This is a genomic window from Ensifer sp. 22460, from assembly GCF_052044935.1.
Classification (GTDB): Bacteria; Pseudomonadota; Alphaproteobacteria; order Rhizobiales; family Rhizobiaceae; genus Ensifer.
The window spans coordinates 210,754-235,432 of the sequence record NZ_JBQENZ010000005.1; the positions used below are offsets into that span (position 1 = coordinate 210,754).

The window sequence follows — 24,679 nt, forward strand, 5'->3', positions numbered from 1 at the left end:
ATCATGTCCTACGAACACGTCAACACGTCGCTTGCAGCGAGCTTTGGTCTCGGCCGCGCTGACGGTCAGGTCTCTACAGCCGTCCCGGCCATCGTTTCCCGCTGGCGCGCCCTGCTTGGCTCGATCGTCGCACGCTATGGCGTCGTACTCGGGTTTCTCGCCTTCTGGCAACTTTCCAGCACGCTTGGCTGGGTCAATCCAGCGGTCTTTCCGCCTCTCGATGTGATCCTGTCCGCGCTGTGGGGCGGTCTTGCCAGCGGCGCGCTACTGGACGATATCGCCATCAGCCTGCAGCGATCGGGCATCGCCTTTGCGGCCGCTGTCGTAGTCGGCATCCCGCTCGGCCTGTTCATGGGCCAGGTACGGCTTGTCGAACAGGCGCTCGACCCGATCCTGCAGCTCTTTCGCCAGACCTCGGCCCTGGCGCTCTATCCGGTCTTCATCCTGCTGCTCGGCCTCGGCGAGACCTCAAAGGTTTTCGTGATCTTCTGGGCGACGCTGTTTCCGATCCTGCTTTCGACGATCGGCGGCGTCAAAGAGGTCGACAAGAAGCTGATCGAGATGGCCCGAACCTACGGTGCCGGACCGCTCACCGTGTTCCGCCGCGTGGTGCTGCCTGCCTCGGTGCCGGCGATTTTCGTAGGCCTGCGCCTCTCGGCCACCACGGCGCTTCTGCTGTTGATCGCCGCCGAGATGATCGGCGCCAACAAGGGCATCGGCTTCCAGGTCATGAACGCCCAATACAACTTTCAGATCCCGCTGATGTTCGCGGCGATCCTGTTGCTCGCCCTGCTCGGGCTCGCCGCCAACGCGCTGCTCGTTCTGCTCCAGCGCAACCTCTGCCGCTGGTCGCAACCCAACGCCTGATCGTTTCTTTGCCAGATTTCTCCTTCGAAAGGATATCGATATGACCTTCCATGCCCGCAACCTTCTTCTGTCTGCTGCAATCACCCTCGGCCTTGTCGCACCGGCGGCCGCGGCCGATGACGTGAAGCTGCGCTATCTCGCGAGCCAGGGTGGCCTGTCGGCGCACGAGCTTGCCCAGGAACTCGGATACTTCGAGGGCACCGGCATCACGATCGAGAGCGTCGGCTACGCCACGGGCGGCCCGGCCTCGCTGATCGCGCTGGCCTCGGGCGACGTCGAGATCGGCGGTGCCGCGACGTCCGCCGTCCTGAATTCGATCATCAGCGGCAACGACTTCGTCGCCGCCTATCCCTCGAACGGCATCAATGACGAGGTGCAGTCGATCTTCTACGTGCTCGAAGACAGCCCCATCAAGAGCATCAAGGACATCGCCGGCAAGAGCATTGCCGTCAACACGCTGGGCGCCCATCTCGACTATACGATCCGCGAAGCCCTGCATTCGGTCGGGTTGCCGACAGACGCCGCCAACCAGGTTGTCGTCCCCGGTCCGCAGCTGGAGCAGGTTCTGCGCTCCGGCCAGGTGGATATTTCCGCTTTCGGCTACTGGCAGACGACCTTCGAAGGGGCAGCCCGCAAGAAGGGTGGTCTGCGTGCGATCTTCGACGACACCGATGTGCTCGGCGAGATTGCCGGAGGCTTCGTCGTGCTGCGCCGGGATTTCATCAACGAACATCCGGAAGCCGCCAAGACCTTCGTCCTGCAGTCGGCCCGTGCGCTGGACTACGCGCGTGAGCATCCCGAGGAAACCAAGGAAATCCTCGCAAAGGCATTGCAAGCGCGTGGCGAAAATCCTGACATCGCCCAGTATTTCCGTGGCTACGGCGTGCGGGCGGGCGGCCTGCCCGTCGAGCGTGACCTTCAGTTCTGGATCGACGTTCTGGTGCGTGAAGGCAAGCTCAAGGAAGGCCAGCTGACGCCAAAGGACGTGCTCTTCGCCGTCGACGGCGCATCGGCCAGCAACTGAGGACCGGCCATGAGCGTTGCCCAGAACCTTCGTCGTGGAGAGGTGGCGATCCGCCATCTCTCCAAGTCCTACCGCCTGAACGGCGCGCCATTGCCCGTTCTCAGGGATATCAACCTCAACATCCGCTCAGGTGAGACGCTCGCGATCGTCGGCGCCAGCGGTTCCGGCAAGACGACCTTGCTGCGGGTTCTGGCAGGGCTCGAGGATCCGGATGCCGGAGAGGTGCTGATCGACGGCAAGCTGACGAAAGGCGTCGGCACCGACCGCGCGGTGATCTTCCAGGAGCCGAGGTTGCTGCCTTGGCTGACGGTGCTCGACAATGTCGGCTTCGGGCTGGAGACGCAGGGCCTCTCGCGCGGCGAGGCGAGGCACCGGGCACGACGCTATGTCCAGCTCGTCGGCCTGCAGCAGTTTGAAAGCGCCTATCCCCGGCAACTGTCCGGCGGCATGGCGCAGCGCGTCGGCATTGCTCGTGCGCTGGCGGTCCAGCCCGAAATCCTGCTTCTCGACGAGCCGCTCGGCGCGCTCGACGCCATGACAAAGATCAGCATGCAGCAGGAACTGGCACGGATCTGGCGGGATGAGGATGTGACGACCGTTCTCGTCACCCATGATCTCGAGGAGGCGATCTACCTCGCCGACCGTATCCTGATCCTGCCACGCGAGAAGGGTGGCGAACCAAGGCTGATCGAGATCGATCTGCCGCGACCCCGCGATCGCAGCGCGCCCGAATTTGTCCGCCACCGCGAAGAACTGCTCAATCTCTTCGGTCTGCATTGAGGCTGCGGCGGAACGGTTGCAGCGATCAGGCGTTTATCTCTCGGGCAGCATCCGACAGGAGGCGCAGCCTGCTGGGCCTCCTGCGCGGGGCCGGATGCGAAGCCGAGACAGGAGCAACGCTATGAGAGTTTCCAAGAGGATGTCATTCGCCGCAATCGTCTTTGCCTTGAGTGGGGCAGCTGGTCCGGTGCTGGCCAACGGCTTTTATACTGGTATCGATCCGCACAATCCGCCAGGCACCCAGAATAGGTTGATGTCGACGGGTCCGTATTATCTCGAGCCCGCACCTGGGCCTGTCTATGTGGAGCCGGCGCCAGGGGCGGTCTATGTCGATCCGATGCCAACAGGCAGTATCTATATGGATCCAGCGCCGGGCTACGTCTATCGCCCGCCGGCACGCACATTGGGCGACGCCCGCCAGCGCTACACGGGTGAGTATCAGAGCGGCGGCGAGGGCGACTATTATCTCGGCGTCGCGCATCCGCCACAGGTTCCTTAAGTCTGTTGCCGTGACCCCAGCGACGGTGCCCGTAGGTGACGCGTGAGATAGCGATCTCACGCGTCTGTCGGTCGGCGCGCCTGGCGAACGGGGCCGCCTATTCGGGCAGGTCCAGCAGGCGGTAGCCTTCCACGAAGTGCTGCCGCATCGTCTCGTCCCGGAACGGTTGCGATGCGGCCCATTGGCCGATCGTGAAGTTCGGATTGTTCATCAAAAACAATTGCGCTTCGGTCCGTGCCTCGTCCAGGCGACCGAGCCGCGCCAGACTGGCAGCAAGCAGGCGGCGCGATGTCGCCCGGTAGGTTTCCGGGTGGCGCAAGGTCTGGACCGCGGCCTCGTAGTCGCGAATGGCGTATTGCGCTTGCCCAAGCATCCAGTAGTACCAGCCCGGCGGATGCGGGTTGAGCCGGAGCGCTTTGTGAACGTGTTCGATCGCTTGTGCCGGTCGACCACAAAGGACGATAAGGTCGGAGCGCATCGCCCAGGCGTCGGCATGGTTCGGATCAAGCGTCAGCGCCAGGTCGAATTCGGCGTCGGATTCCTCCCAGCGGCACTCGTGACCGAGAATGATGCCCAGGACCCAGCGGTTCCCGGCGTCGTTGGGGTCGAGCGCTACCGCATTCTGCGCCTCGCTGACGGCGCGTTGCCGATAGGGAACGATCGGCTGGTCCCAGAATTCCCAGCTCAGCCAGAGGTTCAGTGCCAGGAGCCGGTGCGCCTCAGCATAGTCCGGATCGAATGCGAGCGCCCGCTCGAGAAGAAAGATCGCCTCTCTGGCTGCCCCTGCGGTCTGCAGACCGAGCGTGCGCGCCCGGACGCAATAGTCATAGGCTTTCAGGTTCGATGGGCGGTTCCGGGCCGGTGCGTCAGTTAGGCGCCCGACCAGGGCTTCGACGATCCTGCTCGTCACTTCGTCCTGAACGGCGAACATATCCTCCAGGCTGCGGTCAAACCTCTCCGCCCACAGGTGATCGCCCTGCAAGGCGTCGATCAGTTGGGCGTTGATGCGAACACGACCGGCCGCCCGTCGGGCACTGCCTTCCAGCACGTAGCGAACGCCGAGTTCGCGCGCGATGCGGCGCACATCCTCATGCCGGCCCTTGTAGGCGAAAACCGAATTGCTGGCGATGACGAACAGCCCGCCGGCCCTGGAGAGGTCGGTGATCAGGTCTTCGGTCAAGCCGTCGACGAAGACCTCCTGCTCCGGCTCGTTGCTCATATTGGTGAAGGGAAGGACGGCGATGGAGGGCTTGATGGGCAACGGCAAGGAGGCCTTGGCGCCGCTGCCTTGGCTCAAGGTCGCCGTGCTGATGCGATAGAGAGAAACCGGCTCGACTATGTTCTTGATCGCGTGGGGGCCAAGCGCGTCGAAATCGCAAAAGAGGCGCCGCCGCACCTGGTCGTAAATGTTGCCGGAGACGTAGATTTCGCCGGGACCAGCCATGGTCTGAAGCCGCGCGGCGACAATGACGCCGTCGCCGTAGAGATCGCCGCTTTCGACGACGACATCGCCGAGATTGATGCCGACGCGCAGAAGAATTCGGCGGTCGTCGGCAAGGCCCTGATTGGCTGTTGCCATGCCCTTCTGAATGTCGATCGCACAGCTGACTGCATTCACGGCACTGGCAAACTCCACCAGCACACCATCGCCCATCGTCTTGACGATGCGGCCGTTGTGCTCGCGGACAAGGGGATCGAGAATCTGCTTGCGGCGTTCTTTCAACGCCGCAAGTGTACCGCCTTCGTCCAGTTCGACGAGGCGGCTGTAACCGACGACATCGGCAGCCACGATAGCGGCGAGACGCCGTTGAGCGCGTTCTTCAGCCATATCGCGCCCTTCCGCAGAATGGGGTGCACGGAATTGTAGGACGTCCGCCGGAAATGTCTATGAGGGAATGCTTATGGGCTCGATCGTCGGCAATCGGAGCTCCAATCGCGACAATCCTGCCTGCTTCCGCCGAGGCGGGCTGCCGGCCTTAGCGCCAGCCGAGAGCGGGTGCGACGTGCTTCAGGATCGCCTCGATCACATGGGCGTTGTAGTCGACGCCGAGCTGGTTCGGAACGGTCAACAGCAGCGTGTCGGCTTCCGCTATCGCTTCGTCCTTGGCCAATTGCTCTATGAGAACATGCGGTTCGGCGGCGTAGCTGCGCCCGAAGATCGCCCGCGTCTTGTCGTCGATGAAACCGATCTTGTCCTCGTGCTGGTTTCCGCCGCCGAAGTAGACGCGGTCGCGATCATCCACTAGCGCGAAGATGCTGCGGCTGACGGATACGCGCGGCTCGCGCGTGTGACCAACCGCCTTCCACGCTTCCCGGTAGGCGCGAATCTGGTCCGCCTGCTGGACATGGAACGGCAGGCCGGTCTCATCGTCCTTCAGCGTCGAGCTCTGCAGGTTCATGCCGAGTTTCGCAGCCCAGACAGCGGTGGCGTTTGAGCTGGCGCCCCACCAGATGCGCTCCCTAAGCCCTGCGGAGTGTGGTTCGACGCGCAGCAGGCCGGGAGGATTGGGGAACATCGGCCGCGGGTTGGGCGCAGCGAAACCTTCGCCGCGCAGGACGTCGAGCAGAACCTCCGCATGCCGTCTTGCCATGTCGCTTTCTGTTTCGCCTTCGGCCGGCTGGTAGCCGAAGTGGCGCCAGCCGTCGATCACCTGTTCCGGCGAGCCGCGGCTGATGCCAAGCTGCAGGCGTCCGCCGGCGATGAGGTCGGCGGCACCCGCATCCTCGGCCATGTAGAGCGGGTTTTCGTAGCGCATGTCGATGACGGCGGTGCCGATCTCGATCCGGCTGGTCTTGGCGCCGACCGCCGCCAAGAGCGGGAACGGCGAGGCGAGCTGGCGGGCGAAGTGATGGACCCGGAAATAGGCGCCGTCAGCGCCCAGTTCCTCGGCCGCGACGGCGAGATCGATCGACTGCAGTAATGCGTCGGCCGCCGATCGCGTCTGCGACTGAGGCGAAGGTGTCCAGTGTCCGAAGGAAAGAAAACCGATCTTCTTCATGCTCGTGCCGCCCGTCGAATGAAACAGACCGCTTCATCGCATGATTCCGGTTTTGGATACAGACGGCGTTCGGTGACTTCGCCGTGAACGGCGGCGCGCTCTGATGATGTTGCGCCGCCGTCGTGGCCGGGAGTGGGGCCCGCTCACCCCAACCGCAAAAGAGGGCCCTCCGCTTTTACCGCACTTGCAGGCGCGCCTTCATGTTCGGATGAAAGCGACAATAGTAATCGAAGACGCCGGCCTTGGTGACGGTGAGCGTCGCTGTCTTTTTGGGCGGTATCACGACGTCGAAACCGTCCTTGGCCGTTGCCGTGTGCGCCATGACGTCCTTGTTCTGCCATTCGATCACGTCGCCTACGACAGCGCTGATCTCGGCGGGCGAAAAGACGAGCTTTTCGATCGTGACCCGGATGGTTTCGGCCCGCACCGGCGGTCCGGCCAGCATCAGGACCAGACCGCAAAGAGCACCAAGGCTCAGTTTCGAGATCACGGCGCAGCCTACTTCATCATGGCAGCGACATGCTCGGCATGTTGCTGGTGGCCCTGAAACAGCTTGAGGCCGGTCTCCAGCAGATCCTTGAGTTCGGCATTCTTCGCTGACGGGATCAGCAGGGTTTCGAGCGCGCCGTTGACCTGCTTGTGGTAGGCAACCTCGTTGGCGACATAGGCCTTGTCGAAGTCGGTGCCGCTCAGTTTCGCCAGCTTTTCGCGCTCTTCCGTTGCTGCCTTCGTGAGTGCGCGGCTGGTGTCGTTGTCTTCGGGCTTCACCTTGAGCTTCTTGACGAGATCGAGGGCCTGCTTGTTCACCGCCTCGTGGTCGCGCAGCATGTCGTTGGCGAAGGCGATGACATCCTTGTCCTTGGAGATTTTCAGGGCTTGCTTGGCCGCCTCGATATCGATGGCGCCGGCGGTGTAGGCAATATGGGCGATCTGCGGATCGCTGATCGTGCTCCCTGCCGCAAGGCTGGCGCCACTGATGAGGCAGGCGAGGGCGAAGGCGGAGGTCAGGCGGGCATACATTTGGGTACTCCTCTCCGGCAGAGCGTTGCCGCCGGTCTCGGTGGATGACACCCATTGGATGCGCGCCACGGACGAAGGTTCCCGAAAATTCACCCGACGAGCCCGAGCCGGCTCATGACGGCCGCCGTCAGCCTTTCGCAACGGCGACCGGCGAAGGGGAAGGCATTCATCAGCACAGGTCCGATCTTGCGGTCGATATGCTGGCGCAGGAGCTGGCGGGCGCGGTGCAGGCGGCTTCTGACCGTTTCCGGCTTGATGCCAAGCAGGGCGGCGGTTTCCTCGACGCTCATGGCCTCTATGACGCGGGCGGTAAAGACCAGGCGAAACGCTTCCGGCAGCGCGTCTGTCGCCTCTTCCACCAGACGCAGTATCTGCCGTTGGGCAAGGGCGCGTTCCGGATCCTCCGAGCTTGCCGCGTTGGGAAACGGCACGATGTGGGCACTCGCCGGCTCGGTTAACAGTGGAACCTCCCGCCGGGTGGACGATTTGCGCAGACGTCCGAGCGCCTCGTTGAGCACCACGCGATGAAGCCAGGTGGCGAGGCTGGCATCACCGCGAAACGTTTCCAAGTGTTCGAAGGCGCGAAGATAGGCCTCCTGCACCACATCCTCGGCGATGCTGTCGTTGCGGACCACGGCGCGTGCGATGCGGAAGAGCCGCTGATTGTGCCGGCGCATGATGGAGCGGAACGCCTCGGGATCATTGGCGATGGCGCGCTGGACGAGATCGTAGTCCGTCAAACGATCCGGCTCGAGCGTGACTCGTGTTGTTTGTAAGAGAACATCCTTCATCATCCACCTCCAAACCACCGTTTGATGCGGATCCGGCAAAATCGTTCCCAATCGGTTGAAGGAAAGAATACCCGCCGCTGAGGGGGACGGATACTGAAAACGAGCGCCCGCTGTTTTCGGCACCTGCCGCGTGTAGTTCCGCCGGGTGAGGGCGAAGAATTCGGGCACTTTTGCCAGCGAAAGTTGGGGGCAAAACCGCGCTTCGCGCGGAGGCACGCGTCGACGATATTTTTTTTATTGGCAAGGGAACTGTGGTTCCCGCTGGCGAGTTGGTGAAGCGGCGACCTGCGTGTGGAGGGGCGCACACCGAGGTCGCATCTTCGGACCAGGAGAGACGACTATGAAGCATCAATCGATTGAACAATTGCAAGCGCTCGCCGAAATCCGTCCCGCTCCCGTCATGACGAGAACGGAACGGCTCCAACGTTGGGCCGAACTCTTGGAAAGCAATCCCGATCGCCGGCTGGGCACGCTTTCCGGTACCGAACGTGCGACCGCTGCCGTTCGGCAAGCCATGCAGGTCAACGGTTCCCCCATGACCGTCGCATTCGAGGATCCGCAATTGCGGCTCGTGGGCCTTGCCGATGACAGCTACGGCGAAGCAAAACGGTTCTTTGAAATATCGGACCACCAACTGCACGACATCGTCTGCGATTGCAATTTCGGCAGCTCGGTACGTGCTGCCTATGCCGCCCGGCGGGTTCGCTCGGCCATCGGCCTCTGGCCGCGACTGAAGGCGCTCTTTAGCTGAGCTAGATCGGCCTCACCCCAGGGAAGCCAGGGCGCCAGCCGGAAGCTTCCCTCACCTCCCGTCTTTAATGCCGGCGACAGGACATGATCGTCGGAGGGGGTCGGTTGCGGTGAAATCGGGCAGCCAGTTATGGCAACCTTCGACCACCGGATTTGGCGCGAAACCGATCGAGTTGTCGATTGAATATGACAAAATGCTACCATAAGCTGTCCCTGTCCAATGACGGGGGCGCTCATGCGATATCTTGATGATGACGTCGTAAATCTCCGCCGTGCCGATGGCAGTCAAGGGCAGTATTACTGGGGCGACCGCTGCAACGTGCTCTCGACCGAAGGCAGTCGTATGCGTGTCGAAATCCTCGGCGCACGCGGAAAAATCGACGAAGGCTTCATCCGGGCCGAGACCAGGCTGCGCGACACGGGCTTGCTGCGGCTGTCGATGGTGGACGTGCAGCAGGGTGATGGTCTCATCCTGGAGACCCCTGAAGGCAAGGTGATTTTCATCGATGGCGGTGACAACCAGCTCTTTGCCCGTCACGCCAACGCCCGCTTCCCGAATACGAGCGACACCGATCCACTGGTGGTCGATCTGATCCTGATCACCCATGGGGATGCCGACCATTTCGAGGGGTTGGTGGAACTGCGTAAGTCGGAGGCCGACAGCCGCCCGAGCAAGCGGATCTTCATCGCGCCGAGGCGGGTTTATCACAACGGTATCGTCAAACGGCCGAGCGAAGACGGCAATCAGAAACGGCGCAAGGATACTGAGCTGCTCGGGCAAACCGTAGCGGTGGACGAGCGTGTATTCATCGTCGGCCTCGTCGACGACCAGGCGGCCGTGCCGCGCGAAGAGAGGAATCGTCCCTTCAACAAATGGGTCGACACGCTTGCCGCCTGGGAGGGGCGGGTGCAGACGGTTACCGGCAACGGCATCGAGCGTCGACGGATCGACCACCTTTCCGCCGGCGCCTTCGACTTTCTTCAGGATGAGTCGATCGCCGTCGATATTCTCGGGCCAATCGTCGAGACTGTCGGCGGCCAGCCTGCGTTGCGCTTTCTGCGGTCGCCGCCCGATGACGCCAACTTGATGCTCGGCACCGTGGCGGCGAGCGGCCAGGGCGCCTATTCGGCGTCGCACACGATCAACGGCCACTCCATCAATTTTCGGCTGCGGTTCGGCAATGTGCGGTTCATGTTCACCGGGGACATGAACCAGGAAGCAAGCCAGCGCCTGCGCGAGGCCTTGCCGTCGGCCGCCCTGCGATCGGAAATCCTCAAAGCGCCTCATCATGGCTCTGCCGATTTCGACATGGAATTTCTCAAGGAAATCGGCGCCGTCGTTTCGCTGATTTCATCGGGAGATGAGAGTGAAGCCAAGGAATACATCCACCCCCGCGCGACGCTGATGGCGGCGCTTGGGAAAGCTGCGCGCACCACGCCGGCGATCATTTTCTGCACGGAGCTGGCCGCATTCTTCAAAACGCTGGGTTACGTGCAGGATCCGGCTGACGCCAGCAAGAAAGTCTTCGCGTTCGAGCGCACGAATTTCGGGATTTCGCATGTGCGGACCGACGGCGAGCGGGTCCTCGCCTTTACCCATTCCGGCAAGAGGTTCATGAACGAGGCCTATCGCTTCAACGTATCGCCCACGGGCGATGTCGTTTTCGAAAAGAGCGTCGTCAAACGATCGGCGCCCGCGGCGCCGTAGACCGATCGTGCCTCTTTTCAAGGTGCGCTCGGATTGGGTAACTCACGTCAGGTGCGACCCGGCGCGCAACGGACTATGTTATGATGCCTGCACATCCGCTTTGATGGAGGTATCCATGGGCGTGACCTTTCCGAACGAAAGCCCCAACTACCGCGATGCGCGCAACAGGTTGTTGCAACGGGAGGCAGCACTCAGGCGCGAAATGGAAAGCGTCGCCGCGGAAATCCGTGCACTTCCGCCGGGCGGGCGTGTGCTCGAGGATTATGAGTTCGACCATATTGATGAGACGGGCTCTGCGGCCAAGGTTCGGCTCTCCGAGCTGTTTCGACCGGGCACCAACACCCTGATCCTCTATCACTACATGTTTCCGCGCCACCGCTCCGATAGGCGCGCCGGACCGCGGAGCGGCCCGATGGCAGGTTGTGCTCTGGAGGATGGGCCGTGCCCCTCCTGTACCGCCCTGCTCGACAATTGGGAGGGCGCTGTGCGGCATGTCGAAGGCTTCGGCGTCAACATCGCCGCCGTCGCGAAGGCGCCGATCGAAAGGGTTTCCGCCTTCGCTGCCGACCGCGGCTGGCGGGATTTGAAGCTGCTTTCGGCCGCCAACAACAGCTTCAAGCGCGACTATCACGGTGAGAGCGAGGATGGGCAGCAGGTGCCGATCCTGACCATATTCCACAAGGATGACGACGGGCTGATCAGTCTGAGTTGGGCTTCCGAACTGTTGTTCGAGCCAGCCGATCCCGGGCAGGATCCGCGGCATCTCGGCACTGTCGAACCGATGTGGACCCTGCTCGACCTGACACCAGGCGGTCGGCCCGACGTCAACGAACAATTCGATGCCGAAACCTATCGGGCGGAGATGGACGAACGGCAAACCTAGCCCGAGGGAGTATATCGCTGCCTTCCCGACTTGCAGCATCATCCATTCAACGCCGGTGTCGCGCGGCTCGCCGGGGGTGGAGGGATGCAGTCGCGGGAGGAGAATTTCATGACATTGGCAGCAGTAACCCGGGCGCTGAGCGCGACCTCGGTCCTGGCGATCATGGTTTGCGCAGCGCAGCCGGTTTGGGCGGCGCCGGATCTGATCGTGCTGAACGGCGACGTGCGCACGGTCGATCAGAGTACGCCCAAGGCTCAGGCCTTCGCGGTCGAGAACGGCACGTTCACTGCGATCGGCAGCAATGACGAGATCAAGGGGCTGGCCGACGCCGAAACAAAGGTGATTGACGCCGGCGGCAAGACCGTCACCCCGGGCTTCATCGACGGCCATACGCATCTCACGTCCGGCATGGACATGGTGACCGGTGTGGATCTCTCCTACATTCCGGACAAGAAGACCTGGCTCGAAAAGATCAAGGAAGCCGATGCGCGCCTGCCCAAGGGCGTCTGGCTGATGGGCGGCGGTTGGGATTACACGCTCGGCGAAGGCAAGCTGCCGACCAAGGAGGATCTCGATGCCGTGGTGCCGGATCGCGTCGTCATCCTGCGCGACATCGATTTCCATTCCTACTGGGTCAATTCCAAGGCGCTCGAAGTGGGCGGCGTGACTGCGACGTCCAAGGTCGAGGAGGGCGGCGAGGTCGTGCTCAACGACAAGGGCGAGCCGAGCGGCATTCTGCTCGAGAGCGCCGGCGACCTCGTCGAGAAACATCGGCCGGCGGTCGCCGATGCGGAACGGCGCGAGGCCCTGCTGCAGACGATGAAATTTGCTAACAGCCTCGGGATCACCGGCGTCAACGACATGTCCGATCTCGCCGCCGTGCACGACTATGCCGCGATTCTTGCCGAAAAGAAGATGCCACTTCGCGTCTGGTACGGCTTCTTCGAGGGTGACCCGAAGAAGATCGCCGCCGCCGTGAAGGATCGCGACGAGGTCGACAAGGTCGCCGCGGATTCCGGCGAGCAGGAGAAGAAGGGGCCGATGCTGAAGCTCGGTTACACCAAGTCGGTGATCGACGGCGTACTCTCGACGCGTACCGCCTACATGCATGAGGACTATTCCGACCAGCACGGCTGGAAGGGCAAGCCGTTCGAAACCAAGGAGCAGCTCGCAGCCGCGATCAAGGCCTCCAACGAAAACGGCTTCCCGACGGCGGTGCATGCGATCGGCGACGGTGGCGTCAGCCTCGTACTCGATGCCTTCGCCGAGGCGTCGGTTCCGCGACCGCAGCCGAACCGCATCGAACATATTGAGGTCGTCGAGACCAAGGACATCCAGCGCTTCAAGGAGCTGGGCGTCGTTGCCTCGATGCAGCCGAACCATGCGACCGGCACGATCGGCAAATACATCACCGAGCGGATCGGCACCGAGCGCGAGCCGCGGGCCTATGTCTGGCATTCGATGCTCGACGCCGGTGTGCCGCTGGTGTTCGGCTCGGACTGGCCGACATCGCCTTTGAGCCCGCTCACCCAGATCAACGACGCCGTCTTCCGCGAAAGCCCGTTCGGTCTCGGCGACGGACCGTGGCATCCCGAGCAGGCGGTCAGCTTCGATCAGGCGCTGCACGGTCTCACCCAGGCGGGGGCGGACATGACGCCCTGGGGCGGGCAGATAGGCTCGATCAGCGTCGGCAAATGGGCGGATTTCGTGGTGATCGACGGCACGCTGCCGGATCCGCTCGATCGTTCCATCCGGGAGCGCAAGGTTGAGGCGACCTATCTCGCCGGAAGCGAGGTCTATCGCCAGCCGTAAGTCTGGAGCGGAAGGACCCATTGCCATTGTCGATCGCCTACGGGCACCGGCAACTGCCTGTCTTCCGGTAATCTAGATCACTATCGGCCGGTGCCTGTGGCGCCGGCCGATTTGGCATGAACGGTGCCGCTTCATGCTGTGTTTTGAGGGAACCTGCCTTCCTTCCGGCAAAGCCGCATCCCCCCTTTCTGATCCGATTACAGGCTCCCCCGAAAACGAGTTTTCGGGGCCTTTCGGTGTCGATTACGGATCTTTTCACGCAGTCGCGTGCTTATGGCGTGTTGCTCCATAATATTGATTTTAAATCATAAATCGTCTCTTGTTTCGCTTCGCAACCAAAATTCAGCACTCGCAAATATAATTCCTATTGCGTGATCTGAGATCACACTATACGTTCCAAAAAATGTCGGAGGACGGACGTGGTTGCGGCATCGCCATGCTGCGGCGAGCGCTCGACTTCGTCGGGAGGAAACATGAAAAACACCACGATATCCGATGACTGTGCGGTCGATATCCGCGCCGTACGCAAAGCCTACGGGGCGGGGGAGAGCGCCTTCGTCGCGCTCGACAACGCAACCGTCTCGGTTCGAGAAAACGAGTTCTTCACGCTTCTCGGTCCATCCGGCTGCGGCAAGACGACGTTGCTGCGCATGATCGCCGGTTTCGACTATCCGACGAGCGGCGAAATCCTGCTCAATGGTTCGGATATCACCAGCCTGCCGCCATTCCAGCGGCCGGTAAACACCGTCTTCCAGAACTATGCGCTGTTTCCGCATATGACGGTGGCCGAGAACGTGGCTTTCGGCCTGGAAGCGCTCGGCAAGCCCCGCACCGAGGTCAAGGCGCGGGTGGCGGAAATGCTGCGGCTCGTGCAGTTGGAGCACCTGGCCGGGCGCCGCACAAACCAGATGTCGGGCGGCCAGCAGCAGCGTGTCGCGCTGGCAAGGGCGCTGGCGCCGCAGCCGAAGGTGCTGCTGCTCGACGAGCCGCTATCGGCGCTGGACTACAAGCTGCGCAAGGAGATGCAGTCCGAGTTGAAGCGGTTGCAGTACGAGACCGGCATCACCTTCATCTTTGTCACCCACGACCAGGAGGAGGCGCTGACCATGTCCGATCGCATCGCGGTGATGTCGGCCGGTCGCATCCTGCAGATCGGCACCCCGCGCGAGATCTACAACAGGCCGGCGGATCGCTTCGTCGCAAGCTTCATCGGCGAGACGAACTTCCTCACCGGAGCGCTTCACGGCGTCGCCAACGGTAAGGCAAAGGTTACGTTGAAATCCGGCCAATCGGTCGTCGTCAACGCTGCGTCGGACGCGCCGGCATCCGGCGACGTGACCTTCATCGTCCGGCCCGAGCACGCCAGCGTCGTCGAAGGCTCAGGTGATCTTAGGGGCATAGTCGAGAAGGTCGTTTATTTCGGCACCGATACGCATCTCCATCTGCGCCTGAGTGGTGGAGAAGCCTTTACGGTGCGGCAACAGAACGGTTCCGTTTCAGGCAGCGCTGTCGAGGCGGGCCAAGCGGTGGCCGTGGCGATTGCCGAGGGAGCAGCACAGGTCGTGAGGGCTTGAGACCCATGACCAGCGCCAACGATCTCACGACGAAACTGGAAGCCGTCGACGCGCGCAGACGCTGGCTTCTTGCCTCGCCCGCATTGCTGACGATCTTTCTCGCGGCCATCGGCCCGCTGTTCATCGTGCTCGCCTATTCGTTCCTGACGCCGGGCGATTACGGCGACGTCAAATGGCAGTTCTCACCCGACGCCTGGATCGGCGTGTTCTTCGAGCGCGACATCTTCGATGACACGTTGTCGCTCGCGACCGCTCATGTCGATATCTTCTGGCGCTCGGTGAAGCTCGCCTTGATCACGACGGTGGCAACGCTCTTCTTCGGCTTTCCGACCGCCTATTTCATGGCGACGCGCAACGAGCGAAGCCGCGATCTCTGGCAGTTCCTGATCACCATTCCGTTCTGGACCAACCTTCTGATCCGGACGCTCGCGATCCTGCAGATCATCCGCAACGAAGGCATCCTGAATACGGTTCTGATCAAGCTCGGCATGATCCAGGAACCCATCCAGATCCTCTTCACCGACACGGCCATCCTGATCGGCATGGTCTATGTCTACCTGCCGCTGATGGTGCTGCCGATCTATGCCAGCCTCGAGCGGCTCGATTTCCGCCTGGTCGAAGCGGGCTACGATCTCTACGCCACACGCTGGCGCGTGTTGCGCAAGATCATCCTGCCGCTCGCCAAGCCGGGCATCATCGCCGGCTCGATCCTCGTCTTCATCCCGGCGATCGGCGCCTTCGTTTCGCCGAGCGTTCTCGGCGGCGGCAAGAACATGATGTTCTCCAACCTGATCGAACTGCAGTTCGGCCAGGGGCGGAACTGGCCGCTCGGCTCGGCGCTTTCGATTACCGTGATGATCATCGTGATGGCGGCGCTGCTCGTCTACGTGCGCAATAACTCGGCGAAGGATGAACGCCATGCGTAAGGGCTTTTCCGTCCGCCATCAGCCCGGCTTCACGGCCATTGCAATCGCCTGCTTTGCGCTGCTCTACCTGCCGGTCGTCACCTTGGTGGTCTACGCCTTCAACAGCGCGCCTTCGGTGGCGGCCTGGGGTGGCTTCTCGCTGCACTGGTTTGAGGTCGCCCTGACGAACAGCGACGTCATCGACGCGTCGGTCCGCTCCTTCCAGATCGCGACTGTCGCGGCGACTTTGGCCACCGTCTTCGCCACCATGGCGGCGCTGGCGACGACGCGGACGCGGCGCTACCGGGGTCAGACCTTCATCTATGCCTTCATCAACCAGCCTCTGATGGTTCCGGAAATCGTCACGGCGGTTGCGTTGCTCATCATCGTCGCGCAACTGAAGGCCGTCACCGGCTATTCCGGGCTCGGCTACCTGATCGCCGCACATACGGCGTTCTGCATCCCCTTTGCCTATCTGCCGATCCGTGCCCGGCTCGAGAACATGGATCTGAGCCTCGAGCGGGCGGCGGCCGATCTCTACGCCAAGCCGCTCTACACGTTCCGCCGGGTGACGCTGCCCCTGCTCTGGCCGGGCATCCTCGGCGCCTTCATGCTCGCCTTCGTGCTCTCGCTCGACGACGTCGTCATCACCGAATTCGTGAAGTCCGGCGGCCAGGACACGCTGCCCACCTACATGCTCGGCCAGATCCGCCGCGGCATCACGCCTGAAATGAATGCGATTTCGACGGCCTTCCTGCTGCTGTCGGTCGTCATCGTCACGCTGTTTTTCGTCGTCAGCCGAAAACGCACCTGATCAAAATGGGAGGAACCAAATGATACGTGCAAACCGCATGACCCTTCTGCTTGCCGCACTCATCGCCTCGACGGGCATTGCGCATGCCGAAGGCGAACTGAACATCTACAACTGGGGCAACTACACCAGCCCGGAGATGGTCAAGAAGTTCGAGCAGGCGTTCGACGTCAAGGTCACCGTCACCGACTATGACTCGAGTGACACCGCGCTTGCCAAGGCAAGGCAGGGCGGCTCCGGCTATGACGTCGTCGTCGTCAACCAGGTCTATGTGCCGATCTGGGTGAAGGAAGGGCTCTTGATGGAGCTCGACCCAGGCCAGATGGAGAACTTCAAGAACGTTGCGCCCGAATGGGTGAATGCCGACTTCGACCCCGGCCGTAAATATACGGTTCCGTGGGCCGTCGGCACCACCGGCGTCGTGGTCAATGGTGACGCCTACAAGGGCGATGCCGACAGCTGGAGCATCGTCTTCAATCCGCCGGAAGAACTGAAGGGCAAGGTCAATGTCGTGCCGGAGCTGAACGACGTGATGGCTGCCGCCATCCAGTATGTCGGCGGCGAACAGTGCACGGCCGACAAGGCGGTGCTGAAGAAGGTCCGCGATCTGCTTGTCAATGCCAAGGCGGACTGGATCGCCATGGAATACAACACCATCGAGAAAATGGCGGCCGGCGACTTCAAGGCCACCCTTGCCTGGAACGGCGCCGGCTTCCGCGCGCGGATGAAAAACCCGGCGATCAGCTTCCACTACCCCAGGGAAGGCTACGGTGTCTGGAGTGACAACGCGGCGGTGCTGAAGGACGCCAAAAACGTCGACAACGCCAAGCTGTTCATCAACTTCGTCATGGATCCCGAGAACGCCGCGATGAACTCGGCCTTCCATGGCTATGCCAACGGCATCGCAGGCTCCGAAAAGTTCATGCCCGACACCATGAAGAACGCGCCGGAAATCGTGATCCCGGCGGAGCGCCGGGAAGGTGGGCAATTGCAGCGCCTCTGCTCGCCGGAGGCGCAGGACCTCTACAAGCGGATCTGGACCGATCTTCGCAAGTAGGCGCGCTTCAGCCTCTGATTTCAGTGCCGGCGGCCCTGTCGCCGGCGCTGCTCGCCAGCGCCGCCATCGCTCCCGCCTGACGGTTCGTCCGGTGCAGGTGCCGTGCGCTGCGTCGATCCATTCAAGAAAGGACATATCCATGACCGGCAAGACCGCGTTCAGCGAAAGATACGGCTTCCGCCGCGACCAGGTAACGCTCGCCAATTGGCGCACGGCGCCCTTCAGCCGTTGGGCGTTCCAGAACGTCGGCGAGCTGGTGCCGAGCGCCCCGGTCGTGGCCGCCTCTACCGCTCCCACGCAAGAGCTGCGTGATTTGTCGTGGCTGCTTTCGGAGACGGTGTCGCTGCCAAGTGGCGAGAAGCGGATCGGCGACTTTCTTGACGGCTCCTATGCGGACGCGCTGACGATCATGAAGGGCGGCAAATTCATCGGCGACTGGGTGGCGCCGACCATGAACTTCGGCGAGAAGCACATCGCCTTTTCCATCAGCAAGTCGATGGTCGCGATCGTTGCCGGCGTCCTTGAGGACGAGGGCCTGCTTGACCCGAACGCACCCGTTATCGACTACCTTCCGGAAACCGCGGGCTCGGCCTATGCGGATGCCACCGTCCGGCATGTGCTGGACATGACGGTCAGCCTCGATATCGAGGAAGCCTATCTCGATCCGGAAAGCGCTTTCGGGCGCTACAGGCGCGCGATGCTCTGGAACCCTGGTGGCGGCGACGAGGGGCTGTTCGAATTCCTCTGCACGCTGAAGCGGCTGCCGACACCGCATGGCGAGGTTTTCCGCTATCGCTCGCCCAACACCGACCTGCTCGGCATCCTGCTCGAGCGCGTGTCCGGCAGGCGCATCGCCGATCTGATGCGGGAAAAGCTTTGGACGCCGCTTGGCACCACCGGCGAAATCGCGATCACGGTCGATCGCGAGGGAACCAGTCGCGCTTCGGCTGGAATATCCCTGACGCCACGGGATCTTGCGCGCGTCGGCGAGATGATGCGCAACGGCGGTGTGGCGCGCGGTCGGCGCGTCGTTTCGGAAAGCTGGGTCGAAGACACGCTCACCAAGGGCAGCCATGAGGCGTGGCAACGCAGCGATTTTGCGCCGCTGTTCCCGAAGGGGCGCTACCGCAACAAATGGTATCAGACCGGCGAGGGCAGCTTCTGCGGCATCGGCATCCATGGCCAATGGCTCTTCGTTGATCCCAAAAACGAACTGGTCGTTGTCAGAATGTCGTGCCAGCCGGATCCGGTGATGGAGGCATTTGACTACGACAACATCGCGTTCATGAAGGCTTTGGGAAAGCTGCTCTGACGCGCCTCGAGCATCCGGAAGGTCTTGCGCTGATGTCGCGGAATCTCCTACCAAGATAAACTCTCTCTTTTAGCGCTGCGCTCCCAATGCAGCCCCAGGTTTCGAGCATGGCGACGAAGAAGACACCAAAAATCACCAGCATCGAAACACCGGTTCCGATGTATGAGCAGGTCTATCAGCAAATCGTGCAGGCGTTGATGGCCGGGCATTTCGAACCGGGCCAGAAGCTCACCTATCGCAAGGTTGCCGAGCAGTTCGGGACGAGCCCGATGCCGGTGCGCACCGCCTTTCAGCGGCTCCAGGCATTGAAGGGCCTCGAACTTCTGCCGAACGGCAGCGTCGAGGTGCCGCTCTTGACCGTCAAATCCTTCATCAGCCTGACGGAGGCGCGCATCGCCATCGAAGGCACGGCAACGGAACTCGCGGCAAGCCGCCTCAACGGCAACAACCTGCGCACGGTGCGCCACCACTGCAATCAGCGCACTGCAGCGGCGAAGGCGGGTGACATCGACCGCTATCTGCAGGCCAATTTCGACTTCAAGTTCTCGATCTACCGCCACTGCGGCAACGAGCACCTGATCTACATCATCGAAATGCTCTGGCTCCAGGCGGGACCGTTCCTGCGCAAGCTCGTCGAGGGTACGCCGTTTACCGCGACCGAAGTGCTGGACGTCGATTTTCACGACAAGATCGTAGCGGCCCTCGAGGCGAAAGACCCGCAGCGGGCACGCGAGGCCGTTGCCCACGATATCCGCGATGCCGCAGACTACATGCTCAAATACGCGAAGTTCCTCTCGGACGAAGACGTACGGACGGCCACATAACGGACTGGTTTCGTTCGCGCCTGCCCTAGCTTAGTGCATGAAAATGCATGATAATCGCGCTGCACTTGGATCTTTATCAAGGTAAGGGCGGACCTTGCATGGCTTTGGACTCGTTGGATGTGAGGCTGCTGCGCATCTACGTCACGATCGTGGAGGCGGGCGGCTTTGCGGCTGCGCAGGGAGAGCTCAATCTCTCGCTCTCGACGATTTCCAACCATATCTCCGCGCTGGAGAGCCGGCTCGGCCTAACGCTCTGCCAGCGCGGCCGGTCCGGCTTTCGCCTCACGGAAGAAGGGCGCGCCGTCTACGAGGAGGCCAAGCGCCTCTTCGGCTCGATCGACCAGTTCGACATCCGCATGAAGGGGTTGCAGCACCAGTTGAATGGCACGCTTTGCGTCGGCCTCATCGACAACACGCTGTCTGACCCGTCTTCCCGTCTCAACCGCGTCTTTGCCCGGATGACGGACGAGGCACCGGAAGTGGCGCTTTCGATCGTCACGCGGCCGCCGCATGAACTGCTGCGCGATGTGATAACAGGAGAGCTCCACATCGCGATCGCCAGTTTTCCGCGCACGACGTTGGGGCTGGAATATGTCGATCTCTACGAAGAGACCCAGCGCTTCTATTGCGGCGCCGAGCATCCGCTGTTTTCCCGTGACGACAGCGAGATCGAGGTGGACGATATCCGGCCCTACAATCTGATCGGCCGCTCCTATTGGAACGCCCGTGACCTGAAGATCTTTTCGATCGCCAATCCGCGCGCGACGGTCAGCGACATGGAAGCGGAGGCGCGGCTTATCCTTTCCGGTCGCTACCTCGGTTTTCTGCCCGACCATTTCGCCAGCCGTTATGTGAACGAGGGTTTGCTGCGGCCGATCCGCCCGGATCTCTTCAGTTACAAGGCGCCGTTCCAGGCGGCCTTCGACAAGACGCGTGCAAAGTCGGGTCTGATTCCGTTTTTCGTGAAGCTGCTCGTGAGCGAATTCGGCGTTTCGCAGGTTGGGAAAAGTGCGTCGCGCCTGCGTGCAGGTCGATAAGCCCTTCAATCCTGACCGGCCCAGTGCCAGCTCGCGAAAACAAAGGCAGGGCCGGTATCTCGGCTCTGCCTTTGTCAAACGATAGGTGCCTTTTGGCGAGAGGCGTCAGCTTAAGGGGAAACCCATCGCCGAAACCATTTTCAGCCAGGGTTTGCGCCAACCGCCGGATTTGTCCGCGGTATCGAGCGCATACATGGTGACCTGCGCGCCGAGCCAGCGGAACGGCTCCGGCGGGATGGCATTCGGCAGGCTGGTGGCGAAGTCCAGCCGGCTCTCCGGCGTCTTCGAACCGTCGAGGATATCGAGCGCGATGCGTGCGCCGAAGCGGGAGGCGGAGACGCCGAAGCCGGAATAGCCGCCGGCGTAGACGACCTTTTCGCCGTAATAGCGCTGGAAATGCACGGCCATGCGGGTACTGAGATCGATCGGCCCGCTCCAGGCATGGGTGAAGCGCAGGCCTTCTAGTTGCGGGAAGGTATCGAAGAAGGCGGATGCCAGAGGCTCGTACGTTTCGAGTTCCTTGTCGACCGAAGGGAAGGGGTTGCCGGCAAAGGCGTAAGCCAGGCGACCGCCGAAGATGATCCGGTTGTCCTTGGTGAGCCGCATGTAGTTCATTTGCGTGCGGGTATCGTAGACGCCCTGCCGGTGTCCCCAGCCGATCGACGCCATGCGGTCGGCTGACAGGGGCTCCGTTGCCAGCACCCGGTCGCGAACGGCGACGACCCGGTGCTTGATCTTTTTGTGGCCCGAGGCAAAGGCATTGGTGGCGAGAAGAACCTTGGGCGCGGTGACGCTGCCCGAAGGCGTCGTAGCCTTCATCCGGTCGCCAAGATCTTCAAGGCCGGTCAGTTCGGTGTTCTCGAAGATCTCAACGCCGAGGGTGAGCGCAACCCGCTTCAGCCCGAAGGCAAGCAGCGCCGGATGCACCGTGCCGCAGATGTGCTTCGACCAGACACCGGCCTTGTAGCGTGGCGAATTGATTTCGCTGCGGACGGCGCCCTGGTCGAGGAAGACGGCCTGGTGGCCATATTTGAGATGGAGTTCGTGCTCTTCGTGCAGCGCTTCGATATGGGCATCGTCGACGGCTACTGTCAGCTCTCCACCCCATTCGGCGTGACAGTCGACGGCGTGTTCCTCGAGGGTCTGCAGGAAGCCGTGCATGTTTTCCTGGCCAAGCCGCTCGAGCGCGGCGATGTCCTTGGGGAAGATGCGCACGGCATTCGAAAGTCCGTGCATGACCGACGTCGAGACGACGCCGCCCGGCCGGCCCGAAGCGCCGTTGGCGATCGAACCCTTTTCGATCAGCACGACGTCGATTTCGGGCTGGCGCTGTTTCGCCTGGATGGCTCCCCACAACCCGGTAAAGCCGCCGCCGACGACGAGCAGGTCAGCCTTCAGATGGCGCGTCAGTCGCTCTCGCGGCTCGGGCGCGTCCGGCCGGTCGAGCCAGAAGGGCGCCATCGTCACATCTGCAAGGGCTTTGCTTCTTACCTTGGTCATGGGGACGCCTCACATCACTTCGCGGCTGGTGCGGTGTAGAGGACGTAGACCTTGCGCATAGTCTCGAGCACTTCGAAACGCACCTCGACGCCGGCAGGCAGGACGTAGCTTTCACCGGCCTCGAAGGTCTCGATGGAACCGTCCGGGTTGGTGATTGCGACCTTGCCCGAGAGGATCACACTGTATTCGCTGCCATCGGGGTAGGAGAGCATTTCCGCATAGGGCGTCGACTGCCAGGTGCCGATCACGACGGCCTGGTCGGGGCTTTCGAAATGAACATCGCCGAGTTCGTCTGCAAAACCGGACAGGATCGCCTCCGGCGGGACGACGCTGCATTTCTCAAGCTCGCGCAGGCCGACACCGTTGCGCCCGAGTTTGATGACCTTCGACATGTTCACTCCAGTTCAGAAAGACGAGCGGCAAGTACATCGGCCGCCCTTCAAGGTTTCGTTGCTATATTTTCGCGCAAAGCAGCCTGGTGCCTGAGACCAATGTGTCGTCTCGACAGTCACATGCCGTCTTGCGTGCCGCCGATCTACTATGGGGCTTGCCCCATTTTTCTAGGCGCCCGGGTCAATGTCCGGAATACGCCTTAGGGCTAGGTTTGGAGGACGAGAGCCCGGCTCAGGGGCGGCGTCAGCCCTTGCGGAGCCTGGCTTTCGCTGCCGATGTCGTTGTTTTGGTTGCTCAAATGATAGTTTTGGATTTCCCGTAGTGAAAATCCGTTACTTGCGACGCACTAAACCTTCGCCTAATCTGCGCCTGGAGGAGAACAACATGAACAACGATACGATCGTCAAAGTCTGCGCGGCGACGCAGCGGGTGCCCGGTGTGGGTGATCTGGCGCTATCTCTGATGGAGGGGGTCGGCCGTTCGGATTTCCAGGATCGTCTGGCGCAGTCGCTCAAGCGACACATCGCAATCGATGCCGGTCTGATGCTCCTGTATCGGCGAAACGCAGCGCCGAAGATCCTGTTCAACGACTGGCGTACGGACAGGGGCCTGTCCGATATTCGAGCCTACCTGCAGGGCCCGTATCGGCTCGACCCGTTCTACCGGCTGGCGCTCGACAACGGCGACGATGGTCTTTATCGCCTGAGGCACATCGATCCGTCCTTCGACCGGTCGCAGTATTACCGCGACTACTACCGCCACTCGGGCCTGCACGACGAATTCAACGTCTTCATCGGAATCGATGCCGACACGAAGATCGCGATCTCGCTGGCGCGACGCCACTCCCACGCGGCCTTCAGCGGAGAAGACCAGGATTTCCTGCAGAGCGCGGCGCCGCTGCTCAGCATGGCCGTGCTCCGGCACTATCGCGACCTCAGGCCCGAGAGCCTCGGCGATGACGGCTCGCCGCTCCAGAGCGCATTGGCGCAGGCAATCCGGAACTTTGGCCGCAGCCTGCTCACCGATCGCGAATGCCAGGTCGCGCAGATGATCCTGCGCGGATATTCGGTCAAGGGGGCCGCTGAAAAGCTCGGCATCTCACCGGCGACCGTCAAGCTGCACCGCCGCAACCTCTATGCCAAGCTCGACATCAGCTCGCAAACCGCGCTGTTCTCGCTATTCATCGATGCGGTATCGTCGGCGAGCAATGCCTTCGAAGATCCGCTGGCCACATACCTGTCGCCGGGCGGCGCGCTTCTGCCACACTGATCCAGGGCGTTGAAACGGCGCAATTCCAGGAGAGATGTTTCCTGGATTTGCCCTTTCTGGTCAGGCTGTGGTGGCTCGCTGTTCCGAGCGTCGCGAGACCAGTTGCGCGGCCACCATTCCCAAAACCACGATGCCGAGGATGATCGTCGAGATCGCATTGATTTCGGGCGTCACGCCGAACTTGATTTGCGAATAGATCTTCATCGGCAGAGTCGATGCGCCCGGGCCGGTCGTGAAGCTTGAGATGACCAGATCGTCCAGCGACAGGGTGAAGGACAAGAGCCAGGCGGAAACGATCGCCGGGATCATGTTCGGTAAGGCAACGCTGACGAATGCCTTGGCCGGCGGGCAGCCGAGATCGCGGGCCGCTTCTTCCAGCGACGGGTCGAGTTCGACCAGCCGCGACTGCAGCACGACGGTCGCAAAGCAGAGCGTGAAGGTCGTGTGCGCCAGGGTGATGGTGAGCGGCCCGCGATCGATGCCGAGCGTCACGAACATCAAGAGCATCGAGACGGCCATCACCACTTCCGGCATGACCATGGGCGCCAGCAGCATGCCGTTCAACAGTGCCCGGCCGCGGAAGCGACGCAGCCGCACCATGACGACCGCCGCGAGCGTCCCGAGTATGGTTGCTGCCGCTGCCGAGACCGCAGCGACCAGGAAGCTGACTTTCGCACCCTCGACGATCGAGGGATTGTTGAGAACGGTTGCATACCATTGGGTCGAGAAGCCGCCCCAGACCGTCACGAGCTTCGAGCCGTTGAAGCTGTAGATGACGAGAACGACGATCGGCAGATAGAGGAAGGCGAGGCCGAACAGGATCGAGAGCCGATTGAACCAGCTTGGTTTCGTCATGGCCAGCTC

General features: G+C 62.1%; 24 protein-coding genes. 16 read left to right on the forward strand and 8 right to left on the reverse strand.

Translation table 11 applies throughout. The annotated features are described in order from the left end of the window. Positions 1-3 precede the first annotated feature (3 nt). The 4 genes from ACTJKM_RS08460 (at position 4) to ACTJKM_RS08475 (ending at position 3,170) form a co-directional block, all read left to right on the forward strand. The gene (locus ACTJKM_RS08460) at positions 4-867 is read left to right on the forward strand and encodes an ABC transporter permease (protein ID WP_058329982.1); all 864 of its coding nucleotides are present in this window, start codon (positions 4-6) and stop codon (positions 865-867) included. 40 nt (positions 868-907) lie between these two features. Next, entirely contained in the window at positions 908-1,891 is a 984-nt protein-coding gene (locus ACTJKM_RS08465; protein WP_058329981.1) for an ABC transporter substrate-binding protein, read from the forward strand. Between the two features lie 9 nt (positions 1,892-1,900). Then, positions 1,901-2,671 (forward strand): ABC transporter ATP-binding protein, encoded by a 771-nt coding sequence (locus ACTJKM_RS08470; RefSeq protein ID WP_057255373.1) that lies wholly within the window; start codon positions 1,901-1,903, stop codon positions 2,669-2,671. A 121-nt stretch (positions 2,672-2,792) separates the two neighbouring features. After that, positions 2,793-3,170, forward strand: coding sequence for a hypothetical protein (locus ACTJKM_RS08475; protein WP_057255374.1), 378 nt, complete (start codon positions 2,793-2,795; stop codon positions 3,168-3,170). A gap of 97 nt (positions 3,171-3,267) precedes the next feature. Here the strand turns inward: ACTJKM_RS08475 and ACTJKM_RS08480 are convergent, their stop codons facing one another. The 5 genes from ACTJKM_RS08480 to ACTJKM_RS08500 form a co-directional block, all read right to left on the reverse strand. Beyond that, positions 3,268-4,998 (reverse strand): adenylate/guanylate cyclase domain-containing protein, encoded by a 1,731-nt coding sequence (locus tag ACTJKM_RS08480; protein WP_058329980.1) that lies wholly within the window; start codon positions 4,996-4,998, stop codon positions 3,268-3,270. A gap of 148 nt (positions 4,999-5,146) precedes the next feature. Then, on the reverse strand, positions 5,147-6,169 hold the full coding sequence (locus ACTJKM_RS08485; protein WP_058329979.1) for an LLM class flavin-dependent oxidoreductase: 1,023 nt from the start codon (positions 6,167-6,169) through the stop codon (positions 5,147-5,149). Positions 6,170-6,344: 175 nt separating this feature from the next. Next, on the reverse strand, positions 6,345-6,614 hold the full coding sequence (locus tag ACTJKM_RS08490; RefSeq protein ID WP_058330138.1) for a cupredoxin domain-containing protein: 270 nt from the start codon (positions 6,612-6,614) through the stop codon (positions 6,345-6,347). A gap of 53 nt (positions 6,615-6,667) precedes the next feature. Beyond that, positions 6,668-7,189, reverse strand: a complete 522-nt coding sequence (locus ACTJKM_RS08495) for a DUF4142 domain-containing protein (protein ID WP_058329978.1) — start codon at positions 7,187-7,189, stop codon at positions 6,668-6,670. Positions 7,190-7,278: 89 nt separating this feature from the next. Continuing rightward, positions 7,279-7,980 carry an RNA polymerase sigma factor gene (locus tag ACTJKM_RS08500; RefSeq protein ID WP_058329977.1) on the reverse strand — a complete coding sequence of 234 codons (702 nt, stop codon included), beginning with the start codon at positions 7,978-7,980 and terminating at the stop codon, positions 7,279-7,281. Positions 7,981-8,320: 340 nt separating this feature from the next. Between ACTJKM_RS08500 and ACTJKM_RS08505 the strand changes: the two genes are divergently transcribed. The 11 genes from ACTJKM_RS08505 (at position 8,321) to ACTJKM_RS08555 (ending at position 20,653) form a co-directional block, all read left to right on the forward strand. Then, positions 8,321-8,731 (forward strand): hypothetical protein, encoded by a 411-nt coding sequence (locus ACTJKM_RS08505; protein WP_057255380.1) that lies wholly within the window; start codon positions 8,321-8,323, stop codon positions 8,729-8,731. Between the two features lie 234 nt (positions 8,732-8,965). Beyond that, complete coding sequence (locus ACTJKM_RS08510; RefSeq protein WP_156437196.1) at positions 8,966-10,438, forward strand: ComEC/Rec2 family competence protein; 1,473 nt, start codon at positions 8,966-8,968, stop codon at positions 10,436-10,438. 115 nt (positions 10,439-10,553) lie between these two features. Then, positions 10,554-11,321, forward strand: coding sequence for a DUF899 family protein (locus tag ACTJKM_RS08515; protein WP_058329975.1), 768 nt, complete (start codon positions 10,554-10,556; stop codon positions 11,319-11,321). A gap of 108 nt (positions 11,322-11,429) precedes the next feature. Beyond that, on the forward strand, positions 11,430-13,133 hold the full coding sequence (locus ACTJKM_RS08520; RefSeq protein WP_058329974.1) for an amidohydrolase: 1,704 nt from the start codon (positions 11,430-11,432) through the stop codon (positions 13,131-13,133). Positions 13,134-13,606: 473 nt separating this feature from the next. After that, complete coding sequence (locus ACTJKM_RS08525) at positions 13,607-14,707, forward strand: ABC transporter ATP-binding protein (RefSeq protein ID WP_058329973.1); 1,101 nt, start codon at positions 13,607-13,609, stop codon at positions 14,705-14,707. A 5-nt stretch (positions 14,708-14,712) separates the two neighbouring features. Continuing rightward, the gene (locus tag ACTJKM_RS08530) at positions 14,713-15,633 is read left to right on the forward strand and encodes an ABC transporter permease (RefSeq protein ID WP_440635941.1); all 921 of its coding nucleotides are present in this window, start codon (positions 14,713-14,715) and stop codon (positions 15,631-15,633) included. Further along, positions 15,626-16,426, forward strand: a complete 801-nt coding sequence (locus tag ACTJKM_RS08535; protein ID WP_058330137.1) for an ABC transporter permease — start codon at positions 15,626-15,628, stop codon at positions 16,424-16,426. Before ACTJKM_RS08530 ends, ACTJKM_RS08535 begins: the two co-directional genes overlap by 8 nt. A gap of 19 nt (positions 16,427-16,445) precedes the next feature. Next, positions 16,446-17,480 (forward strand): extracellular solute-binding protein, encoded by a 1,035-nt coding sequence (locus ACTJKM_RS08540; protein WP_058329971.1) that lies wholly within the window; start codon positions 16,446-16,448, stop codon positions 17,478-17,480. Between the two features lie 139 nt (positions 17,481-17,619). Beyond that, positions 17,620-18,792, forward strand: coding sequence for a serine hydrolase domain-containing protein (locus ACTJKM_RS08545; RefSeq protein WP_058329970.1), 1,173 nt, complete (start codon positions 17,620-17,622; stop codon positions 18,790-18,792). Between the two features lie 107 nt (positions 18,793-18,899). Further along, on the forward strand, positions 18,900-19,616 hold the full coding sequence (locus ACTJKM_RS08550; RefSeq protein ID WP_113512201.1) for a GntR family transcriptional regulator: 717 nt from the start codon (positions 18,900-18,902) through the stop codon (positions 19,614-19,616). A 98-nt stretch (positions 19,617-19,714) separates the two neighbouring features. Then, the gene (locus ACTJKM_RS08555) at positions 19,715-20,653 is read left to right on the forward strand and encodes a LysR family transcriptional regulator (RefSeq protein ID WP_058330135.1); all 939 of its coding nucleotides are present in this window, start codon (positions 19,715-19,717) and stop codon (positions 20,651-20,653) included. Positions 20,654-20,758: 105 nt separating this feature from the next. Here ACTJKM_RS08555 and ACTJKM_RS08560 read toward each other — a convergent pair whose 3' ends face one another. Continuing rightward, on the reverse strand, positions 20,759-22,153 hold the full coding sequence (locus ACTJKM_RS08560) for an FAD-dependent oxidoreductase (protein WP_113512078.1): 1,395 nt from the start codon (positions 22,151-22,153) through the stop codon (positions 20,759-20,761). A gap of 14 nt (positions 22,154-22,167) precedes the next feature. Continuing rightward, positions 22,168-22,545 (reverse strand): cupin domain-containing protein, encoded by a 378-nt coding sequence (locus tag ACTJKM_RS08565; RefSeq protein ID WP_058329968.1) that lies wholly within the window; start codon positions 22,543-22,545, stop codon positions 22,168-22,170. 385 nt (positions 22,546-22,930) lie between these two features. Here ACTJKM_RS08565 and ACTJKM_RS08570 point away from each other — a divergent pair, with 385 nt between their 5' ends. Next, the gene (locus ACTJKM_RS08570) at positions 22,931-23,815 is read left to right on the forward strand and encodes a helix-turn-helix transcriptional regulator (protein WP_058329967.1); all 885 of its coding nucleotides are present in this window, start codon (positions 22,931-22,933) and stop codon (positions 23,813-23,815) included. A 60-nt stretch (positions 23,816-23,875) separates the two neighbouring features. Here the strand turns inward: ACTJKM_RS08570 and ACTJKM_RS08575 are convergent, their stop codons facing one another. Then, positions 23,876-24,670 carry an ABC transporter permease gene (locus tag ACTJKM_RS08575; protein WP_058329966.1) on the reverse strand — a complete coding sequence of 265 codons (795 nt, stop codon included), beginning with the start codon at positions 24,668-24,670 and terminating at the stop codon, positions 23,876-23,878. Positions 24,671-24,679 lie beyond the last annotated feature (9 nt).

What these genes read in the sequence shown, in the direction of transcription:
- ACTJKM_RS08465 (WP_058329981.1), top strand. Translation starts at nt 908, where the DNA reads ATGACCTTCCATGCCCGCAACCTTCTTCTGTCTGCTGCAATCACCCTC.
- ACTJKM_RS08490 (WP_058330138.1), bottom strand. Translation starts at nt 6,614, where the DNA reads ATGCTGGCCGGACCGCCGGTGCGGGCCGAAACCATCCGGGTCACGATC.
- ACTJKM_RS08570 (WP_058329967.1), top strand. Translation starts at nt 22,931, where the DNA reads ATGAACAACGATACGATCGTCAAAGTCTGCGCGGCGACGCAGCGGGTG.
- ACTJKM_RS08495 (WP_058329978.1), bottom strand. Translation starts at nt 7,189, where the DNA reads ATGTATGCCCGCCTGACCTCCGCCTTCGCCCTCGCCTGCCTCATCAGT.
- ACTJKM_RS08575 (WP_058329966.1), bottom strand. Translation starts at nt 24,670, where the DNA reads ATGACGAAACCAAGCTGGTTCAATCGGCTCTCGATCCTGTTCGGCCTC.
- ACTJKM_RS08485 (WP_058329979.1), bottom strand. Translation starts at nt 6,169, where the DNA reads ATGAAGAAGATCGGTTTTCTTTCCTTCGGACACTGGACACCTTCGCCT.
- ACTJKM_RS08555 (WP_058330135.1), top strand. Translation starts at nt 19,715, where the DNA reads ATGGCTTTGGACTCGTTGGATGTGAGGCTGCTGCGCATCTACGTCACG.
- ACTJKM_RS08565 (WP_058329968.1), bottom strand. Translation starts at nt 22,545, where the DNA reads ATGTCGAAGGTCATCAAACTCGGGCGCAACGGTGTCGGCCTGCGCGAG.
- ACTJKM_RS08540 (WP_058329971.1), top strand. Translation starts at nt 16,446, where the DNA reads ATGATACGTGCAAACCGCATGACCCTTCTGCTTGCCGCACTCATCGCC.
- ACTJKM_RS08460 (WP_058329982.1), top strand. Translation starts at nt 4, where the DNA reads ATGTCCTACGAACACGTCAACACGTCGCTTGCAGCGAGCTTTGGTCTC.
- ACTJKM_RS08545 (WP_058329970.1), top strand. Translation starts at nt 17,620, where the DNA reads ATGACCGGCAAGACCGCGTTCAGCGAAAGATACGGCTTCCGCCGCGAC.
- ACTJKM_RS08520 (WP_058329974.1), top strand. Translation starts at nt 11,430, where the DNA reads ATGACATTGGCAGCAGTAACCCGGGCGCTGAGCGCGACCTCGGTCCTG.
- ACTJKM_RS08560 (WP_113512078.1), bottom strand. Translation starts at nt 22,153, where the DNA reads ATGACCAAGGTAAGAAGCAAAGCCCTTGCAGATGTGACGATGGCGCCC.
- ACTJKM_RS08500 (WP_058329977.1), bottom strand. Translation starts at nt 7,980, where the DNA reads ATGAAGGATGTTCTCTTACAAACAACACGAGTCACGCTCGAGCCGGAT.
- ACTJKM_RS08510 (WP_156437196.1), top strand. Translation starts at nt 8,966, where the DNA reads ATGCGATATCTTGATGATGACGTCGTAAATCTCCGCCGTGCCGATGGC.
- ACTJKM_RS08470 (WP_057255373.1), top strand. Translation starts at nt 1,901, where the DNA reads ATGAGCGTTGCCCAGAACCTTCGTCGTGGAGAGGTGGCGATCCGCCAT.
- ACTJKM_RS08475 (WP_057255374.1), top strand. Translation starts at nt 2,793, where the DNA reads ATGAGAGTTTCCAAGAGGATGTCATTCGCCGCAATCGTCTTTGCCTTG.
- ACTJKM_RS08480 (WP_058329980.1), bottom strand. Translation starts at nt 4,998, where the DNA reads ATGGCTGAAGAACGCGCTCAACGGCGTCTCGCCGCTATCGTGGCTGCC.
- ACTJKM_RS08550 (WP_113512201.1), top strand. Translation starts at nt 18,900, where the DNA reads ATGGCGACGAAGAAGACACCAAAAATCACCAGCATCGAAACACCGGTT.
- ACTJKM_RS08535 (WP_058330137.1), top strand. Translation starts at nt 15,626, where the DNA reads ATGCGTAAGGGCTTTTCCGTCCGCCATCAGCCCGGCTTCACGGCCATT.
- ACTJKM_RS08525 (WP_058329973.1), top strand. Translation starts at nt 13,607, where the DNA reads ATGAAAAACACCACGATATCCGATGACTGTGCGGTCGATATCCGCGCC.
- ACTJKM_RS08505 (WP_057255380.1), top strand. Translation starts at nt 8,321, where the DNA reads ATGAAGCATCAATCGATTGAACAATTGCAAGCGCTCGCCGAAATCCGT.
- ACTJKM_RS08530 (WP_440635941.1), top strand. Translation starts at nt 14,713, where the DNA reads ATGACCAGCGCCAACGATCTCACGACGAAACTGGAAGCCGTCGACGCG.
- ACTJKM_RS08515 (WP_058329975.1), top strand. Translation starts at nt 10,554, where the DNA reads ATGGGCGTGACCTTTCCGAACGAAAGCCCCAACTACCGCGATGCGCGC.